The following is a 15,102-nucleotide window of genomic DNA, read 5'->3' as shown; positions in this document are numbered from 1 at the left end:
GGTTACAGTTCGCTCTTTTTGTGGAAACCGTCTTTAATCACCGTTTGTTCAATATTGTCTTTATTCACTTCAATTGGCGTCAGCAGACGCGACGGGACGTCTTTCAGGCCGTTGTTTAAGGTAGTGTCAGCGTGCGGCACCTTATCGTTACCGAGCTCAACGGCAATTTCTGCCGCGGTGGTGGCAAGCGTCACGATGGGCTTATAAACCGTCATCGTCTGGGTACCAGAGATAATGCGCTTCACTCCGGCGAGGTCGGCGTCCTGACCCGAGATCGCCACTTTCCCCGCCAGCCCCTGGGCGCTTAACGCCTGGATTGCCCCGCCGGCGGTGGCATCGTTTGAGGCCACGACCGCATCAATTTTGTTATTGTTGGCGGTCAGCGCGTTCTCCATTATTTTTAACGCGTTTTCCGGCAGCCAGCCGTCGACCCACTGATCGCCGACAATTTTAATTTTGTCCTGATCGATATAGGGCTTGAGCACCTTCATTTGCCCGGCGCGGAAGAGCTTGGCGTTATTATCTACAGGCGAGCCGCCCATCAGGAAATAGTTTCCCTGGGGGACTTTATCGACCAGGCTTTTGGCCTGCATTTCGCCGACTTTTTCGTTATCGAATGAAATATAGAAATCAATATCTGCGTTATTAATCATACGGTCATAGGCGAGAACTTTGATTCCCTCCTGCTTCGCTTCTTTAATAACGTTACTTAACACCTGACCGTTGTAAGGAATAATGACAAGAACATCAACGCCGCGATTTATCATATTTTCAATTTGCGACATTTGCGTTTCTTCATTGCCGTTGGCAGACTGTACAAATACTTTTGCGCCTAATGATTCAGCCTTGTTGACAAAAATATCGCGATCTTTCTGCCAGCGCTCCAGTCGAAGATCGTCAATGGCCATACCAATTTTAACTTCTTTAGCAATACCCGCCATGCTGGTCAGAATGAGTGAAGCGCAGAGCGTGAGGCAAAGGTTCTTTATCTTCATAATAATAATACCTTTTTGTAAAGTGCAGGATAAAACGAGCGGTAAAAGCAGACGGCCTGATACGCTGAAGATTCTTAACGGGGAAATGGGTGCTGGCAATTACCTGTGCTTATTTTGGCGTTATGAAATTTAGTTTATTTGCTGATTTATGACCGCGATCTTATTTTAATCTTTAAGGCCTCAGGGATTGTGCCGATCTTTCATTGGGATAGGCCATAAATAGCGAATAAGCCGGTTATTTTTGCGATCTGGCGCACGTTTGCGGATTCTCTTAACGGCGGTGTGAAATAACGTAATTGAGGAAAGTAAAACAGCAATTCTATATTGGCTTATGAATTATTACCCGCCGCATCCCTGAATATGGAGTTCATTATGCAGACCTATTTCGATCAACTCGATCGCGTTCGTTATGAAGGCACTAAATCCACTAACCCGCTGGCTTTCCGTCACTACAATCCGGATGAGCTGGTGCTGGGTAAACGCATGGAAGAACACCTGCGGTTTGCGGCCTGCTACTGGCATACGTTCTGCTGGAACGGGGCCGATATGTTTGGCGTCGGTTCCTTCAACCGTCCGTGGCAGCAGCCGGGCGACGCCCTGGAAATGGCAAAACGTAAAGCCGATGTCGCCTTTGAGTTTTTCCACAAGCTGAACGTCCCGTACTACTGCTTCCACGACGTTGACGTCTCCCCGGAAGGCGCGTCGCTGAAGGAGTATCTCAACAATTTCGCACAGATGGTCGATGTGCTGGCGGCAAAACAGGAGCACAGCGGCGTGAAGCTGCTGTGGGGCACCGCGAACTGCTTTACTAACCCGCGCTACGGCGCAGGTGCGGCAACTAACCCGGATCCGGAAGTGTTCAGCTGGGCGGCGACGCAGGTCGTGACCGCCATGGATGCCACCCACAAGCTGGGCGGGGAAAACTACGTCCTGTGGGGCGGCCGCGAAGGGTATGAGACGCTGCTCAATACCGACCTGCGCCAGGAGCGTGAGCAGATTGGCCGGTTTATGCAGCTGGTGGTTGAGCACAAACATAAAATTGGCTTCCAGGGGACGCTGCTGATTGAGCCGAAGCCGCAGGAGCCGACCAAGCATCAGTACGACTACGACGCCTCCACCGTCTATGGCTTCCTCAAGCAGTTCGGCCTGGAAAAAGAGATTAAGCTGAATATCGAAGCGAACCACGCGACGCTGGCAGGTCACAGCTTCCACCACGAGATTGCCACCGCCATCGCGCTGGGCCTGTTTGGCTCCGTCGATGCCAACCGCGGCGACCCGCAGCTGGGCTGGGATACCGATCAGTTCCCGAATAGCGTGGAAGAAAACGCCCTGGTGATGTATGAAATTCTCAAGGCCGGCGGTTTCACGACCGGCGGGATGAATTTCGATGCCAAAGTACGTCGTCAAAGCACCGATAAGTACGATCTGTTCTATGGTCATATTGGGGCGATGGATACGATGGCCCTGTCGCTGAAGGTGGCAGCGCGGATGATTGAAGATGGTGAGCTGGATAAGCGCGTAGCAAAACGCTATGCCGGCTGGAACGGCGATCTGGGCCAGCAAATCCTCAAGGGGCAGATGACGCTGACGGAAATTGCTCAGCATGCCGCGCAGCATAATCTGGCACCGCAGCACCAGAGTGGACACCAGGAGCAGCTGGAAAATCTGGTGAATCACTATCTTTTTGATAAGTGATGACAATGCCCGGCGCGTCCGGGCATAGGCTATTTAGCACGCTTTTCGCGCCACGCTCAGCCGTGGCGCGCTGTTCAGGAGAGTCGGTATGTACATCGGGATTGATTTAGGTACCTCGGGCGTGAAGGCCATTTTGCTCAATGAGCAGGGTGAGGTACTGGCTTCGCACACGGAAAAGCTCAGCGTATCGCGCCCGCACCCTTTATGGTCCGAACAAGATCCCGAGCACTGGTGGCAGGCAACGGATAGCGCGATCAAAGCGTTGGGAGAGCAGCACTCCCTGCGCGACGTGAAGGCTATCGGTATCGCCGGGCAGATGCATGGCGCCACGCTGCTGGATAAGCAGCAGCGGGTGCTGCGTCCGGCCATTTTATGGAACGACGGGCGCTGCGGCGAAGAGTGCGCCCTGCTGGAAGAGCGGGTCGGGCGGTCGCGGCAGATCACCGGCAACCTGATGATGCCCGGCTTTACGGCGCCGAAGCTGCTGTGGGTTCAGCGACACGAGCCGGACGTCTTCAGCCAGGTTGATAAGGTCCTGCTGCCGAAAGACTATTTACGCTTACGCATGACCGGCGAGTTCGCCAGCGATATGTCTGACGCTGCCGGGACGATGTGGATGGACGTGGCAAAGCGCGACTGGAGCGACGAGATGCTCGCCGCCTGCGGCCTGAGCCGCGATAACATGCCCGCGCTATTTGAAGGCAGCGAGGTGACGGGAGCGCTGCGCCCGGCTATCGCCGGGGCGTGGAATATGCCGCAGGCGCTGGTGGTGGCCGGCGGCGGGGATAACGCCGCCGGTGCCGTTGGCGTGGGCATGGCGGACGCGGGACAGGCGATGCTATCGCTGGGGACTTCCGGCGTTTACTTTGCCGTCAGCGAAGGGTTTCTCAGCAAACCCGAAAGCGCGGTGCACAGCTTCTGCCACGCGCTTCCCGGGCGCTGGCATTTGATGTCGGTCATGCTCAGCGCGGCATCCTGCCTCGACTGGGCGGCTAAGCTGACCGGCCTGGGTACGGTTCCGGCGCTGATCGGCGCGGCCGAATCCGCCGATGAGCGCGCGGGCCCGGTGTGGTTTCTACCCTATCTTTCCGGCGAGCGTACGCCGCATAACAACCCGCAGGCGAAGGGCGTCTTTTTCGGCCTGACGCATCAGCATGGCCCGGCGGAGCTGGCGCGTGCGGTGCTGGAAGGGGTGGGATATGCGCTGGCGGACGGTATGGATGCGGTCCACGCCTGCGGCATCAGGCCCGAGAGCATCACCCTGATTGGCGGAGGCGCGCGCAGCCCCTGGTGGCGGCAGATGCTGGCTGACATCAGCGGACAGCAGCTGGATTACCGTACCGGCGGCGACGTTGGACCGGCGCTGGGCGCCGCGAGACTCGCGCAGCTGGCGCTGCATCAAGGGGAGTCCTGGGCGGATCTGCTGCCCCAGCTGCCGCTTGAGCAGGCTCACCGTCCGAATAGCGAACGCGTCGCGCTCTATGCTCCGCGTCGCGAAACCTTCCGCCAGATTTATCAGCAGCTTCTCCCGCTGATGTCGTAGCGGCGATCCGCTCCCGCGCGGGAGCGGGTTTGACCGTGGCGCTAGCTCACCAGCCGACGCGTGTCGATGCGCTGCACCAGCGCCGACAGCAGCAGGCTGCCCAGCAGGGCGGCGCTAAAGATCCACAGAATATCCAGCAGCGGCCAGCGGGTGAGCTCCAGGCCGCTGGCCCGCAGCGCGTGGATAATCAGCGCATGAAAGCCGTAGATCCCCAGAGAGTGGCGGGCGATGAGCGCCAGAATGGGGATTTGACGCGCGTTAAGGGTGTTTTTCGCCAGCGTCAGCAGGGCTACCGCGCACACAAACACCGCCGGCCCGCAGTATAAATACCAGGTATCGCCGAAGTCGCCGCGCCACTTGAGCTCATGCAGCGTTCCGCGCGATATCACCCAGACGGCGCTGACGAACAGCGCGGCACACAGCAGAGTCAGCCATTTTTTATCCGTCTCCATCATGCCAATCGCCCGGCCAAGTACGCCGTACAGCACGTAGTAAAAGGCATCGCCGCTGATATAGAGATTGAGCGGCAGCCATTCGATACCACCCGCTTTTACGCTGACCATATTGGGGTTGGCGAGGATGCCGATGACCAGCATCAGCGCCAGCAGCATTTTACCGCTGGCCTGCTTAACCTGAATAAGCGGCGAGAGCAGATAGATGACGATAATCGCGAAGAAAAACCACAGGTGATAGAACACCGGCTTTTGCAGCAGGTTTCTTAGCGAGAGCTCGACGTTGATATGGGTAAACAGGGCGATGTAGAGCAGCGACACGGCGCTGTAAAACAGCACGCACAGCACGATACGCAGAAAGTGCCGCGGCTGGGCGCTGCGTTCGCCGAAAAACAGGTACCCAGACATCATGAAGAAGAGCGGGACGCTGACGCGAGAGGCGGAGTTGAGCAGGTTGGCCATATCCCATTCCACCAGGCTGATGGCGTGGGGATGGGTGATGTACCAGGTGGTGCTGTGGATCATCACCACCATCATGCATGCGATACCGCGCAAACTCGTAATCCAGTTTATTTTTTCCTGCATCAGTACCTCAGTGGTTCCTTCTTAAACAGGGTCTGACTTCCCTGATACCGCGGTGTCGCAATGGAATATTCTGAGTTTGCCGCCGCATGCTTGTAGAGATGTGGAGAGATTCGCACAATGTCCGGGTGATTTCACGTAATCTGAACGATAACAATTTGCTAACAAGGCGGTCGAGGAAAATGGTGATGAAATGTTTCTTTTCTGGACTGCTGCTGCTTGTGCTCGCCGGCTGCAGCCAGACGCCGTCTCAGCCGCCACAAAAAGCGCAAAGAGCGCGGATTACGCCGCAAATTACCCTGAATATGGAGCAGCTGTGTAAGGATCAGGCGGCAAGACGCTACAGCACCGGGACCCGGCTGGTTGACGTCAGCCATTTTGAACAGTTCCAGGGAAGCTATGAGCTGTCGGGCCATACCGAGCAGAATGAGCGCTTTATCTGTTCTTTCGATCCAGACGGGCAGTTTTTACATCTTTCTATGCGCTAAATGCCCCGCAGCTGCCGCATGATGGCGTTAATTTCCCCAATTTTGCTTAAACAACGCCGTTTCGTACTGTATATCTCGCAGCCAGCGGGTATACTGATCCCTTCCTTTAAATCCACACGTATCCAGCACGAAATAATATGCAAAAGTTTGATACCAGGACCTTCCAGGGCCTGATCCTGACCTTACAGGATTACTGGGCTCGTCAGGGCTGCACCATTGTTCAACCACTGGACATGGAAGTTGGCGCCGGCACCTCCCACCCAATGACCTGCCTGCGCGCGCTGGGGCCAGAGCCGATGGCGACTGCCTACGTGCAGCCTTCGCGTCGTCCGACCGACGGCCGCTATGGTGAAAACCCGAACCGCCTGCAGCACTACTATCAGTTCCAGGTGGTCATTAAGCCATCGCCGGACAACATCCAGGAGCTGTACCTCGGGTCTCTTAAAGAGCTGGGTATGGATCCGACTATTCATGATATCCGCTTCGTGGAAGACAACTGGGAAAACCCAACGCTGGGTGCCTGGGGTCTGGGCTGGGAAGTGTGGCTGAACGGTATGGAAGTGACGCAGTTCACCTACTTCCAGCAGGTGGGTGGTATGGAATGTAAGCCGGTCACCGGCGAGATCACCTACGGTCTGGAGCGCCTGGCGATGTACATTCAGGGCGTAGACAGCGTTTACGACCTGGTATGGAGCGACGGCCCGCTGGGTAAAACGACCTACGGTGACGTGTTCCATCAGAACGAAGTCGAGCAATCAACCTATAACTTTGAATACGCTGACGTGGACTTCCTGTTCTCCTGCTTTGAGCAGTATGAGAAAGAAGCGCAGCAGCTGCTGGCGCTGGAAAATCCGCTGCCGCTGCCCGCCTACGAGCGCATTCTGAAGGCCGCCCATAGCTTCAACCTGCTGGATGCGCGTAAAGCCATCTCCGTCACCGAGCGTCAGCGCTATATTCTGCGCATCCGCACCCTGACGAAAGCGGTGGCAGAAGCTTACTACGCTTCCCGTGAGGCCCTTGGCTTCCCGATGTGCAACAAAAACAAATAAGAGGCGGCCATGTCTGAGAAAACTTTCCTGGTGGAGATCGGCACCGAAGAGCTGCCACCAAAAGCCCTGCGCAGCCTGGCTGAGTCTTTTGCTGCGAACTTTACCGCGGAACTGGATAGCGCTGGCCTCGCCCACGGCACCGTTGAGTGGTTTGCCGCCCCGCGTCGTCTGGCGCTGAAGGTGGCTAATCTGGCCGCTTCCCAGCCGGATCGCGAAATCGAAAAACGCGGCCCGGCGATTTCTGCGGCGTTTGACGCGGAAGGTAAACCGAGCAAAGCGGCCGAAGGCTGGGCGCGCGGCTGCGGTATCACCGTCGAGCAGGCCGAGCGTCTGGCGACCGATAAAGGCGAATGGCTGCTGTATCGCGCCCATGTGAAAGGCGAAAGCGCGGAAGCGCTGCTGCCGAACATGGTCTCGACCTCCCTCGGCAAGCTGCCTATCCCTAAACTGATGCGCTGGGGCGCGTCGGACGTGCAGTTCGTGCGCCCGGTTCACACCGTGACCCTGCTGCTTGGCGACAAAGTCGTGCCGGCGACCATTCTCGGCATCGACTCCGATCGCGTGATCCGCGGCCATCGCTTTATGGGCGAGCCGGAGTTCACCATCGATAGCGCCGAACAGTATCCGCAAATCCTGCTGGAGCGCGGTAAAGTTATTGCTGACTACGAAACGCGTAAAGCCACCATTAAAGCTGGCGCGGAAGAAGCGGCCCGCAAGATTGGCGGCAACGCCGATCTGAGCGAAAGCCTGCTGGAAGAAGTCACCTCGCTGGTGGAATGGCCGGTGGTGCTGACGGCGAAATTCGAAGAAAAATTCCTCGCGGTGCCTTCTGAAGCCCTGGTTTACACCATGAAAGGCGATCAGAAGTACTTCCCGGTTTATGCTGACGACGGCAAACTGCTGCCGAACTTCATCTTCGTGGCAAACATTGAGTCCAAAGACCCGCAGCAGATCATCTCCGGTAACGAGAAGGTTGTGCGCCCGCGTCTGGCCGATGCCGAATTCTTCTTCAACACCGACCGTAAAAAGCGCCTGGAAGATCATCTGCCGCGTCTGCAGACCGTCCTGTTCCAGCAGCAGCTGGGCACCCTGCGCGATAAAACTGACCGTATTCAGGCCCTTGCCGGCTGGATTGCGGGTCAGATTGGCGCAGACGTCAACCACGCGACCCGCGCGGGCCTGCTGTCGAAGTGCGACCTGATGACCAATATGGTCTTCGAGTTCACCGATACTCAGGGCGTGATGGGCATGCACTACGCGCGCCATGATGGCGAAGCGGAAGACGTTGCCGTGGCGCTGAACGAGCAGTATCAGCCGCGTTTTGCCGGCGACGATCTGCCGTCTAACCCGGTTGCCTGTGCGGTGGCGATTGCCGATAAGATGGATACGCTTGCCGGTATCTTCGGCATTGGTCAGCACCCGAAAGGGGACAAAGACCCGTTCGCACTGCGCCGCGCTGCGCTGGGCGTGCTGCGTATCATCGTTGAGAAGAACCTCTCTCTGGATCTGCAAACCCTCACCGAAGAAGCGGTACGTCTGTATGGCGACAAGCTGACTAACGCCAGGGTTGTTGATGAGGTTATCGACTTTATGCTCGGTCGCTTCCGTGCCTGGTACCAGGACGAAGGCTACGGCGTTGATACCATCCAGGCGGTACTGGCTCGTCGCCCGACCCGTCCGGCTGATTTCGATGCGCGCATGAAGGCGGTTTCGCACTTCCGTACGCTGGAAGAGTCCTCGGCGCTGGCGGCAGCCAACAAGCGCGTCTCCAACATCCTCGCAAAATCTGAAGAGACGCTGAACGATACCGTTCACGCCTCCGTGCTGAAAGAAACCGCAGAGATCAAGCTGGCTACCCATCTGGTCGTGCTGCGCGATAAGCTGCAGCCGTTCTTCGCCGAAGGCCGCTACCAGGAAGCGCTGATCGAGCTGGCCTCACTGCGTGAACCGGTGGATGAGTTCTTTGAGAACGTGATGGTCAACGCCGAAGATCGGGACGTGCGTATCAACCGACTGACGCTGCTGTCCAAACTGCGCGAGCTTTTCCTGCAGGTAGCGGATATTTCTCTGCTGCAGTAAGCGCCTTTTGGCAACAAAAAAACCTGCCTTCTGGCAGGTTTTTTTATGGCGCGAAGATGCTCATGGCGCCATCTGCTCGCCTACAGGCTGGCCCTTAACTACTCCAGGTTGCCTGCCGTCAGGCTCTCTTTATCGAAAGCATGGCTGACGTTAATGCGGTTTTGATGCATCGACGTATCGATGCTGGAGCCCGCTTCCGGCGGTACGGCATGACGTTCTGCTGCCATGACGCCGGTTGATAGTGAGGCTGCCAGAAACAGGGCGGTCATCACGCTGATATTTTTCATTTTAGATTCCTTTTCATCGTGTTGTCGTTGTCGCCTGTATGCTTGATTCCGGCGGCCGGCACTCTCAAAAAGCGCCATCAATGCGACTTATTTGGTCAGTTCTGCGGTCATATGAACGCGGTTGTTGAACTGGGCGCTGGTAATTTTGTAGGACGCACCCTGCTCAGCGGCCTGGGCAGCAATTTTAGCTTCTGCACGGTCCAGGGTAGAGGCGGTGGTGCTGATGCTCTGAGCAAATGCGCCGAAGGACATCAGAGAAAGTGCGGTAACTGCAACGAAAGTTTTGATAGATTTCATGGTCGTATTCCTGTGGTTGTTTGTCTGTAATAGGGCGTTGTGCCCTGATGTGATAAATAATAGACCGATCGTCGGGTGATTAAAATCGGAACAATTTGCGTATCTTGTTCAAAAAAATAGAACAAAATTTGATCGATAAATCCCGGGCGCTCATCGTTATGACCGGCGATAAATGTGTCCGTCAGTTGGCCCATCGGCGCGGCTACTTTTGCCCCGTACCGGCGCGGGCGCTGAAAAAATAATCTTGAAATGTGGGGGACGGTGTGGCTATTCTGTGTCCCGACGAATCCCTCGTCTTACTGAGAGCACACCGAAAATGGATAACCACGCCTGCTGAATTCACTCCTTGCCAGCACCATGTGCGGCAGGGGAAGTATCGATTTCATTCAGGAGTGCTTATGGCCCATTGTGCCCAATCCCCCGCTTTTATTTTTCATCAGCTCACCTGTCAGTTTGCGACGGGAGACACGCTGTTTGGCCCGCTAAATTTATCGTTAGAGGCATCGTTCTGCGGCCTGGTCGGCCGTAATGGCGTCGGCAAAACTCGCCTGCTTCGGCTGCTGGCGGGCGTCGACTCTCCTTCCGGCGGACATATCGAACGCTTTACCTCGCTGGCCTATGTTGCCCAACATCCGGCAATTGCTTCCAGCACTACCCTGGCCGACCTGCTGGGCTACGAGCCCGTCTTCTCCGCCCTGCGGCGGCTTGAGCGCGGGGAAGGATTCGCTGACGACGTCGAGAGCCTGGAGGGTTTCTGGGATCTGCGCGAGCGTCTGAGCGCGGCGTTCGCCGATGCCGGCCTGCCGGCGTTTTCTCCCGAGCGTCTCGCCTCGTCGCTGAGCGGCGGCGAGCGGGTGAAAGCGCTGCTGTGCGGGGCCTTTCTCTCGGGCGCGGACTACTTGCTGCTGGACGAGCCGACCAACCACCTCGACGGGCAGGGCCGCGAATGGTTGTATCGGCAGCTGGAGCGCTGGCGCGGCGGGGGAATTATCGCCAGCCACGATCGTGAACTGCTGGCGCGAATGCCGCGCATCCTTGAGCTCACGCCGACGGCGCTGCGAAGCTATGGCGGGAGCTACGCCGACTATCGGCAGCAGCGCGATGCCGAGCAGCAGGCCGCACGTGCCGCGCTGGAGCATGCCGCGACCGAACGCCGCCGCACCCGGGCGCGAATGCAAAAAGAGCATGATGCCAGCCAGCGGCGATCTGCGCAGACGCTGCGGGTTGTCGATACGCTGAATATTGCCTCGTTTGAACGCGTGAAGTACAAAGGCGCGGCTAAGGAGCGCCCCGGAACGCTCCATCGGCAGCATCGGGAACAAAATAGCGCGCTCAATACCGCCGTCGCTCAGGCGCACGAGCGGGTAGAAGATGAGGCATCCGTGATGTTCACTCTGCCGGGAAGTCAGATCGCCGCCGGTAAACAGGTCCTGGTGCTGGAGGATCTACGCCTGGCACACTCGGCTGCAGCGCCGCTGAGCTGGCGTCTTGATGGGCCGATGCGCGTAGCGCTGCGCGGGCCTAACGGCTGTGGAAAAACTACGTTACTGAAAACGCTGGTCGGTCTCGAGCAGCCGGTTTCTGGAGCGTGCCGACTGTCGGTTCATGCGGCGTGGCTGGATCAGCACCTGACGCAGCTGGACCTGTCGCTATCGGTTTTAACGCACCTTAATCTTGACGATACGCCACTGGAAGAGGGCGTGCTGCGCAGCCGGCTTGCACAGCTGCAGCTGGGGGCGGATAAAATCAATCTGCCGCTGGCGGCCCTGAGCGGCGGAGAACGGCTGAAGGCGGCGCTGGCCTGCGTACTGTGGCGGCGGGACGCGACTCAGCTTCTGCTGCTCGATGAGCCGACTAACCACCTGGATTTAGCCTCAGCCCAGGCCATTGAAGCGGCGCTGGGGGGATTCCCCGGCGCGATGCTGGTGGTGTCGCATGACGAGGCATTCCTGCAGGGGCTGAAGCTTACCCACGCTTTAGCGTGGCGAGACGGCGGCTGGCAGCTTGAGCCGTATTAAAACGAAAAAACCGCCATGCGAAGTGGCGGTTTCCTGATATTCAGATAAAAAAAATCCCCGCCGCGAGGCAGGGATCTTGAATTCTGAGCTTATTTAAGCTTACAGGCTGGTAACGTTGCCAGCTGCCGGGCCTTTAGCGCCGCTTTCGATGGTGAAGGAAACTTTCTGACCTTCATCCAGAGATTTGTAGCCATCGTTCATGATAGCGGAGAAGTGTACGAACACATCTTTAGAACCGTCATCAGGAGTAATGAAGCCGAAACCTTTATCAGCGTTGAACCATTTTACGATACCAGTCATTTTACCGGACATAGCGAAATACCTTTAAATAATAAATTAACCTTTCGGCGATACGGTCTGGACTACAGATTTGAAGCTATAAAGGGAAAGTTCACTACCGGGGTATCTAGGATAACCGCTCAAGGACTACTCTATACTAATGCTCTGTGGTCTGTACATCAAACCTGCGAGCATTAACTCATTTTTGAGGTGCGATAGCAAACGTTTTTTTCATAGAAATTAAAACGGTCCCAAATCAGGACCGTAATCAGTGTCCAATAACATTATAGAACTTCACTCGAGAATCTGCCTTGAAAGCTTTGGGCTTGCCTGGATCAGACGCATTAACTTGAGCTCAGTCGAAGAGGGCTTGATGCGTCTTGATTCCCACTCCTGAACCATCGACACGCTGACGCCCATGGCATCGGCGAAATCGTCAATTTTCAGCCCGGTCCCTTTACGGAGCAGGTCAAATTCGCTGAAAGCGGTTGGCTTGCGGGCTGGGGCGGTCGTTCGGGGCAGATCTTTGAAAACAATTTGTTCCAGACTGCTCAGTAATTCAAATATTGGATCTTTATATTCCATTGAGAACTCCTTCCTGTCGTACAGTAAAGGGTAGGGTTTGTCGCTGCTTATTAAGAATAGTCAGGAAAAAGCGTCAAGAACGGTAACGGGGGTGATTATATGCCAGCAGGCTTTCGTTTACCGTCGGATAGCCCAGCGGCAGCGGGGGGTAAGCCGATGATTAATCATCATACGCGCGGCTTTGGAAAATATTTGTAAACGGCAGAGAAAAAGCGAGGCCAGCGGCTTCCCGCTGGCCTTGCGGTCAGGCTTTCTGCAGATTTTCAGCATCGGCCTGGGGCGGGGCAGGCTGACGCAGGCTCATTTTGTATTTAACCAGCAGGGCGAGGGCGGATAAAAACGCCGGGATCGCCAGCAGGCTGAAAATAGTCGTGAAAGAGAGCTGCGCCTGCATCAGGAATACGCCGCTGAAGGCGCCGAGAATGCCGCCAAAGCGCCCGATCCCCAGCATCCATGCGACGCCGGTGGCGCGGCCCTGAGTGGGATAAAACCCGGCCGCCAGCGCCGGCATAGAAGACTGCGCGCCGTTCATAATGCTGCCGGCGATAAATACCATCACCCCCATCAGCACCAGGCTGCCGGTGGAGAAGCCCACGAGGCAAACGAAAATACCGGTCAGCAGCCAGCCGACGGCGACGACCTTATTGGGGTTGATCTTATCCATCAGCGCGCCGAGGATCAGCACGCCAATACCGCCGCCCAGCGGGAACAGCGCGGTGATAATCGACGCCTGGCTCATGGTTGCGCCGGTTTCACGAATCAGCAGCGGCAGCCAGCTGGTCAGCAGATAGAAGATCAGCAGGCCCATAAAGTAGGTCAGGCACAGCATCACGGTACCGACGAGATAGCGTGGAGAGAAAATGACCGCCAGAGCCGATTTCTCTTTAACCTGGCCGGCCTCACGCAGCTCAAACTCCACCCCTTCCGGCAGCGGCGCAATACGCCGGAGGATTGCCGCAATACGCTGTGCGGGCTGGCGCTTAACGACCATGTAGCGCGCCGATTCCGGCAGCAGGAAGATAAGCGCCACGGCGAGCAGCAGAGGCATCACGCCGCCCAGTACCAGCACGCTTTGCCAGCCGTAATGCGGGATCATCCAGGCCGAAAGAAAACCGCCCAGCGACGATCCCATCGGGAACCCAACGAACATCAGATTGACCATTAAGGCCCGGCGGCGCTCCGGCGCGTATTCGCTCATCAGCGTCGCGGCGTTCGGCATCGCGGCCCCCAGCCCCAGCCCCGTCAGAAAGCGCAGCAGCGTCAGCTGGTTCAGGCTGGTAGCGAAAGCGGTAAGCAGGCTAAAGCTGCCAAACACCACGATCGACATCAGCAGGACCTTCTTGCGGCCAATGCGGTCGGCCAGCGGCCCCGCGGTCAAGGCGCCCACCGCCAGGCCGACCAGCGCAGCGCTCATTACCGGGCCCAATGCCGATTTTTCTACGCCCCACTCCTGCACGAGGTCTGAGGCGATGAAACCGATTATCGCGGTATCGAAACCGTCCATAGCAACGGTGATAAAACATAAGGCCAGAATCATCCACTGGTACTTCGTGAACGGATGTTCATTGATAAAAGCCTGAATATCGATGGTTGTCTTATTCATACGGCATTCCTGGCAGGCAGAGCGGGGGACGAAACGGCTGTTCACGCCTCCCTCGCTGTCGTTAATCGTATTTGTGCGATAATCGAACGCAATGCCGTTAATCGCTCATTAATCAAAACACTGAACCCGACAGCAGGCAACGCGGTCCGGCCAGGAAGCGTGCGATTATCGTTCTTTTCAGGGATTTAAACGCAATGGTTGAAAATTAAGTATAATTAAATCAATGTGTTGTATCTTATTTTTGAGATTTTGGTTATGGCGGTAATTGTGATGTGCTTAACAGACGATAGCGGTTGTCGATAAAACGCCGCCAGCGGGCTATTTCCTGCGGAAGATTGTCAGGAAAGTGTATCCTGCGAGGCTGACCTGGACTATCCTTGTCAGCGTCTGGCACGTGTGTGTCTGTTTGCGCTTTTTTTGGCTGAAAGGAGTAAAAAAATGGCGACAGGAAAGTCCTGCTCTCGCTGGTTTGCGGCTGTTGCGGCCTTATTAATGGTGGTTAGCCTGAGTGGGTGTTTTGATAAAGAAGGCGATCAGCGCAAAGCGTTCATCGACTTCCTGCAAAATACGGCTATGCGGAGCGGCGAACGTCTGCCGACGCTGACCGCCGATCAGAAAAAACAGTTCGGACCTTTTGTGTCCGATTATGCGGTGATTTACGGCTATTCGCAGCAGGTAAGTCAGGCGATGGATGCGGGTCTGCGCCCGGTGGTAGACAGCGTGAACGCGATTCGCGTCCCGCAGGACTATATCACCCAGCGTGAACCGCTGCGTCAGGCAAACGGCGCGCTCGGCGTACTGAGCCAGCAGCTGGAAAATGCCAAAATGCAGGCCGACGGTGCGCATAGCGCGCTGAAGCAGGGTGACGATCTCAAGCCGGTCTTTGACCAGGTTTACAACAAAGTGGTTACCGGCCCGGCAAATGCCCTGCAGCCGCTGATCCCTGCGGCGCAGGTCTTTACTCAGCAGCTGGTGCAGGTGGGTGATTTTGTTGCCCAGCAAAATACCCAGGTGAGCTTCGTGGCAAACGGGATCCAGTTCCCGACCTCGCAGCAGGCCAGCCAGTACAACGCATTGATTGGCCCGCTGGCGGCTCAGCACCAGGCGTTCAATCAGGCGTGGACGGCAGCCGTTAACGCGACGCGCTAGC

14 protein-coding genes are annotated in these 15,102 nt (G+C 56.6%); 7 read left to right on the top strand and 7 right to left on the bottom strand.

Annotated features, from left to right (window positions below):
* Positions 1-2: 2 nt before the first annotated feature.
* Complete coding sequence (gene xylF / locus RTE01_RS15085; protein WP_134528107.1) at positions 3-995, bottom strand: D-xylose ABC transporter substrate-binding protein; 993 nt, start codon at positions 993-995, stop codon at positions 3-5.
* 372 nt (positions 996-1,367) lie between these two features.
* On the opposite strand from xylF, the gene xylA reads away from it, so the two are divergent.
* Positions 1,368-2,690 carry a xylose isomerase gene (xylA, locus tag RTE01_RS15080; protein ID WP_041143165.1) on the top strand — a complete coding sequence of 441 codons (1,323 nt, stop codon included), beginning with the start codon at positions 1,368-1,370 and terminating at the stop codon, positions 2,688-2,690.
* Positions 2,691-2,778: 88 nt separating this feature from the next.
* Complete coding sequence (gene xylB, locus RTE01_RS15075) at positions 2,779-4,233, top strand: xylulokinase (RefSeq protein WP_141335142.1); 1,455 nt, start codon at positions 2,779-2,781, stop codon at positions 4,231-4,233.
* A 41-nt stretch (positions 4,234-4,274) separates the two neighbouring features.
* Here xylB and RTE01_RS15070 read toward each other — a convergent pair whose 3' ends face one another.
* Positions 4,275-5,270 (bottom strand): acyltransferase, encoded by a 996-nt coding sequence (locus RTE01_RS15070; protein WP_134528104.1) that lies wholly within the window; start codon positions 5,268-5,270, stop codon positions 4,275-4,277.
* A 179-nt stretch (positions 5,271-5,449) separates the two neighbouring features.
* Here RTE01_RS15070 and RTE01_RS15065 point away from each other — a divergent pair, with 179 nt between their 5' ends.
* The 3 genes from RTE01_RS15065 (at position 5,450) to glyS (ending at position 8,883) form a co-directional block, all read left to right on the top strand.
* A complete protein-coding gene (locus RTE01_RS15065) occupies positions 5,450-5,755 on the top strand; it encodes a YsaB family lipoprotein (RefSeq protein WP_041143162.1) in 306 nt (101 codons plus the stop codon).
* Positions 5,756-5,892: 137 nt separating this feature from the next.
* Positions 5,893-6,804 carry a glycine--tRNA ligase subunit alpha gene (glyQ, locus tag RTE01_RS15060; protein WP_041143161.1) on the top strand — a complete coding sequence of 304 codons (912 nt, stop codon included), beginning with the start codon at positions 5,893-5,895 and terminating at the stop codon, positions 6,802-6,804.
* 9 nt (positions 6,805-6,813) lie between these two features.
* Positions 6,814-8,883 (top strand): glycine--tRNA ligase subunit beta, encoded by a 2,070-nt coding sequence (glyS, locus tag RTE01_RS15055; RefSeq protein WP_041143160.1) that lies wholly within the window; start codon positions 6,814-6,816, stop codon positions 8,881-8,883.
* A gap of 98 nt (positions 8,884-8,981) precedes the next feature.
* Here glyS and RTE01_RS15050 read toward each other — a convergent pair whose 3' ends face one another.
* Together RTE01_RS15050 and RTE01_RS15045 are read right to left on the bottom strand one after the other, a co-directional pair.
* A complete protein-coding gene (locus tag RTE01_RS15050; RefSeq protein WP_041143159.1) occupies positions 8,982-9,170 on the bottom strand; it encodes a hypothetical protein in 189 nt (62 codons plus the stop codon).
* Between the two features lie 87 nt (positions 9,171-9,257).
* Complete coding sequence (locus tag RTE01_RS15045; RefSeq protein WP_041143158.1) at positions 9,258-9,467, bottom strand: YdgH/BhsA/McbA-like domain containing protein; 210 nt, start codon at positions 9,465-9,467, stop codon at positions 9,258-9,260.
* A gap of 398 nt (positions 9,468-9,865) precedes the next feature.
* Between RTE01_RS15045 and RTE01_RS15040 the strand changes: the two genes are divergently transcribed.
* Positions 9,866-11,485, top strand: a complete 1,620-nt coding sequence (locus RTE01_RS15040; RefSeq protein WP_141335140.1) for an ABC-F family ATP-binding cassette domain-containing protein — start codon at positions 9,866-9,868, stop codon at positions 11,483-11,485.
* Between the two features lie 99 nt (positions 11,486-11,584).
* Here RTE01_RS15040 and cspE read toward each other — a convergent pair whose 3' ends face one another.
* The 3 genes from cspE to RTE01_RS15025 all read right to left on the bottom strand — a co-directional run bounded on the left by cspE (position 11,585) and on the right by RTE01_RS15025 (position 13,952).
* Positions 11,585-11,797, bottom strand: a complete 213-nt coding sequence (cspE, locus tag RTE01_RS15035) for a transcription antiterminator/RNA stability regulator CspE (RefSeq protein WP_004868803.1) — start codon at positions 11,795-11,797, stop codon at positions 11,585-11,587.
* A 261-nt stretch (positions 11,798-12,058) separates the two neighbouring features.
* The gene (locus tag RTE01_RS15030) at positions 12,059-12,349 is read right to left on the bottom strand and encodes an HTH-type transcriptional regulator (protein WP_041143156.1); all 291 of its coding nucleotides are present in this window, start codon (positions 12,347-12,349) and stop codon (positions 12,059-12,061) included.
* A gap of 244 nt (positions 12,350-12,593) precedes the next feature.
* A complete protein-coding gene (locus RTE01_RS15025; protein WP_076946250.1) occupies positions 12,594-13,952 on the bottom strand; it encodes an MFS transporter in 1,359 nt (452 codons plus the stop codon).
* Positions 13,953-14,390: 438 nt separating this feature from the next.
* Here RTE01_RS15025 and RTE01_RS15020 point away from each other — a divergent pair, with 438 nt between their 5' ends.
* Positions 14,391-15,101: a DUF3053 domain-containing protein gene (locus RTE01_RS15020; RefSeq protein WP_041143154.1), complete on the top strand. Its 711-nt coding sequence runs from the start codon at positions 14,391-14,393 to the stop codon at positions 15,099-15,101.
* Position 15,102 lies beyond the last annotated feature (1 nt).

The organism is Klebsiella terrigena, from assembly GCF_006539725.1.
GTDB classification, from domain to species: Bacteria; Pseudomonadota; Gammaproteobacteria; order Enterobacterales; family Enterobacteriaceae; genus Klebsiella; species Klebsiella terrigena.
This window is presented reverse-complemented; position numbering and strand designations above follow the sequence as displayed.

Bases quoted from the DNA above. Each gene is read 5' to 3' on its own strand.
- xylB (WP_141335142.1), top strand. From the start codon at position 2,779: ATGTACATCGGGATTGATTTAGGTACCTCGGGCGTGAAGGCCATTTTG.
- xylA (WP_041143165.1), top strand. From the start codon at position 1,368: ATGCAGACCTATTTCGATCAACTCGATCGCGTTCGTTATGAAGGCACT.
- RTE01_RS15070 (WP_134528104.1), bottom strand. From the start codon at position 5,270: ATGCAGGAAAAAATAAACTGGATTACGAGTTTGCGCGGTATCGCATGC.
- RTE01_RS15045 (WP_041143158.1), bottom strand. From the start codon at position 9,467: ATGAAATCTATCAAAACTTTCGTTGCAGTTACCGCACTTTCTCTGATG.
- RTE01_RS15065 (WP_041143162.1), top strand. From the start codon at position 5,450: ATGGTGATGAAATGTTTCTTTTCTGGACTGCTGCTGCTTGTGCTCGCC.
- glyQ (WP_041143161.1), top strand. From the start codon at position 5,893: ATGCAAAAGTTTGATACCAGGACCTTCCAGGGCCTGATCCTGACCTTA.
- RTE01_RS15040 (WP_141335140.1), top strand. From the start codon at position 9,866: ATGGCCCATTGTGCCCAATCCCCCGCTTTTATTTTTCATCAGCTCACC.
- xylF (WP_134528107.1), bottom strand. From the start codon at position 995: ATGAAGATAAAGAACCTTTGCCTCACGCTCTGCGCTTCACTCATTCTG.
- RTE01_RS15025 (WP_076946250.1), bottom strand. From the start codon at position 13,952: ATGAATAAGACAACCATCGATATTCAGGCTTTTATCAATGAACATCCG.
- cspE (WP_004868803.1), bottom strand. From the start codon at position 11,797: ATGTCCGGTAAAATGACTGGTATCGTAAAATGGTTCAACGCTGATAAA.
- RTE01_RS15050 (WP_041143159.1), bottom strand. From the start codon at position 9,170: ATGAAAAATATCAGCGTGATGACCGCCCTGTTTCTGGCAGCCTCACTA.
- glyS (WP_041143160.1), top strand. From the start codon at position 6,814: ATGTCTGAGAAAACTTTCCTGGTGGAGATCGGCACCGAAGAGCTGCCA.
- RTE01_RS15020 (WP_041143154.1), top strand. From the start codon at position 14,391: ATGGCGACAGGAAAGTCCTGCTCTCGCTGGTTTGCGGCTGTTGCGGCC.
- RTE01_RS15030 (WP_041143156.1), bottom strand. From the start codon at position 12,349: ATGGAATATAAAGATCCAATATTTGAATTACTGAGCAGTCTGGAACAA.